Source organism: Oribacterium sp., from assembly GCF_057249185.1.
Genome location: NZ_DBHIGR010000236.1, coordinates 1 through 2472, shown reverse-complemented (window position 1 = coordinate 2472; position 2472 = coordinate 1). Strand labels below are relative to the sequence as shown.

The window sequence follows — 2472 nt, the reverse complement described above, 5'->3', positions numbered from 1 at the left end:
CTCTCAATAAGTCCGCCAAAGCCCTTCTATCCTCTTCTCCGTCATTTACCCCCAGCACCAAGGCATACTCAAAGCTAACTCTTCTGCCGGTTTTTTTGAAATATTCCTTCACCGCCGGCATAATTTCCGATAAGGAATAGCGATTGGCAATGGGCATGATTTTTCTTCGCTGTTCATCCGTAGGCGCATGCAGGCTTAGAGCCAGCGTAATCCCGTAATTTTCCTTGGCCAAATCATAGATTCTCGGTACAAGACCGCAGGTGGACAGTGTAATGTTTCTGATGGAGAGATTTTTTCCCTTTTCATCACTGATGATTCGTAAGAAACGGGTAACCTCCTCATAGTTATCCAATGGCTCTCCGGAGCCCATCAGCACCACATGAGAAATTCTTTGTCCTGTCAGCTTTTCCATAGCATAAATCTGCCCAAGCATTTCTCCTGTGGTACAGTTTCTGGCAAGTCCATCCAAAGTGGACGCGCAGAAGGCACAGCCCATCCTGCAGCCCACCTGGGTGGAAATGCAGGCGGAGTTTCCATGCTGATACCGCATGAAAACCGATTCTATTTTATGCCCGTCAGATAAACGAAAAAGAAATTTCTCCGTATCATCCATTTTAGAGCAAAGGTGTAAATCCGCCTCAGGTAAGGCCACGGAATAGCCTTCTGCAAGCTTTTCCCGCATAGCCTTAGGAATATTCGTCATTTCCGTATACTCCTCCACAGCTTTTTCATGAAGCCAGGAAAAAAGCTGCTCCGCCCGATAAGCAGGAAATCCCTCTTCCTTACACAGACTTTTCAGCTCTATAAGCTCTAAATCACGAATATTTTTCATGCCTTCCTTCTCTTGCAAGAATTACTCCTCCATCCTTTTCTGAAATTACGTAAAATGACTTCTCCGAATTTTTCCGTCACAGTGCTGCCGTCAAGCTTCCGTCTTTCTCTGAAACAGGGCCAGATAAAAGCCGTCCGAGGGCTCTCCCGGCATAAACTTCTCTTCCTTTATCAGGGTGAAAGGGAAATTTTGTAGAATAAAGTCCCGGTTCTCTTCATTTTCCTTAAAGGAAAGACTGCAGGTGGAATATAAAAACTGTCCACCCTTTTTCACATAGGCTTGAACCGTACTTAGAATCTCCCTTTGCAGGCTTTGCAATTCCGCCAAAGCTTCCTTGCTAAAATGCAGACGAATATCCGGTTTTCTACCGATAACTCCAAGGCCGGAACAGGGTGCATCACAAAGCACCGCATCCAAAATTCCTTCCCCATCTTGTATAAAGCGCTCATCCCGAACTCTGGCATCCCAATGCTCGATCTCCATATTTTCTAAACCAAGACGTTTTTGGTTTTCCACAATATAACGAAGCTTATCCTTCTGGGCATCTCTGGCATAAACCTTACCGCTCCCCTTCAGTAAGGAGGCGATATGGCAGGCCTTTCCTCCCGGGGCACTGCAGCAATCCAGTACCAAAGCTCCTTCTTTAAGCTTTAGGCTTTTTCCCACCGCTTGAGAAGAAAAGTCCTGTATGGTGACGGCACCGGAACGGAAACGTTCCTCCTCTACTATATTTCCGGATACCCGTTCTCCCTCTCCGGATTCATTTCGGATATAAAAGCCTCCGTCACTTTGTAAGAAGGCCTCTGCCATGGCAATCGTTTTTTCCCTGCCATAGTCTTTTAAAAAGACCTCCAAAATATCCGGAGGAAGGCATAGGGAAACTGCATCCTCCTTGGGAAGAGAAGCCAGCTTCTTTTTAATCTCTTCTTTCTCTCCTACAATCTTTCGTAAAACTGCATTGACAAAGGGAACCAGACCCTGAAGCTTTCTTTTTTTGATGCTTTTTACCGCCTCATCCACAATGGCATGGTCCGGAATCTTATCCATAAATAGCAATTGATAAATGGCAATTCGAAGACTTAAAAGAACTACAGGCTTTATCTTTTTCAGCTTTACACTGCTGTATAAGGAAATCACATAGTCCAGTTGCAGATACCGCTCCAAAATCCCGTGACTGCTTCTGGTTAAAAAAGCCTTCTCTCTGTTTCCCAATCCGGGATAGTCCGAAAAAAGCTTTCTTAAAGCAAGATGAATAAACTCTCCTTCATAAAAGACCTTTTCCAAAAGCTCCAAAAGTAACTCTCTTTCGCTCTTTTCCACTCTTGGCTTTAAGTTTTTCTTCCTCTTATCCATTTTGCCTCCGGTGGATATTCCTACATGGGCTCCGGTCTTGCTTTTCATTTTTTCAGCCTTAGTCATCTCTTCTGCCTCTTCCTCCATAGAGAATGAGTAAACGAAGAAGCTGCAATACGGAGGATGCCGCTGCCGCTACATAAGTAAGAGCCGCCGCAGTAAGGACTGCCCGAACTCCCTTGATTTCCTGGGGACTTAAAATCCCCTCCTCTTCCAAGATTCGCATGGCTCTTTGGGACGCATTCCACTCCACCGGAAGGGTAATAATCTGAAAGGAAATCGCCACT

3 protein-coding genes are annotated in these 2472 nt (G+C 45.2%); all 3 read right to left on the bottom strand.

Annotated features, from left to right (window positions below; all coding sequences use genetic code 11):
* A partial coding sequence (gene rlmN, locus ACO4PX_RS09880) for a dual-specificity RNA methyltransferase RlmN (protein WP_485572525.1) occupies positions 1-850 on the bottom strand: 850 nt, incomplete at its 3' end.
* 72 nt (positions 851-922) lie between these two features.
* Complete coding sequence (locus ACO4PX_RS09875; protein WP_485572523.1) at positions 923-2251, bottom strand: transcription antitermination factor NusB; 1329 nt, start codon at positions 2249-2251, stop codon at positions 923-925.
* Positions 2244-2472, bottom strand: a 229-nt coding sequence (locus ACO4PX_RS09870) for a zinc metallopeptidase (RefSeq protein ID WP_485572521.1), incomplete at its 5' end; no start/stop codon positions are given. The genes ACO4PX_RS09875 and ACO4PX_RS09870, both read right to left, overlap by 8 nt.

Coding starts and splice junctions, on each gene's coding strand:
- ACO4PX_RS09875 (WP_485572523.1), bottom strand. CDS start 2,251: ATGACTAAGGCTGAAAAAATGAAAAGCAAGACCGGAGCCCATGTAGGA.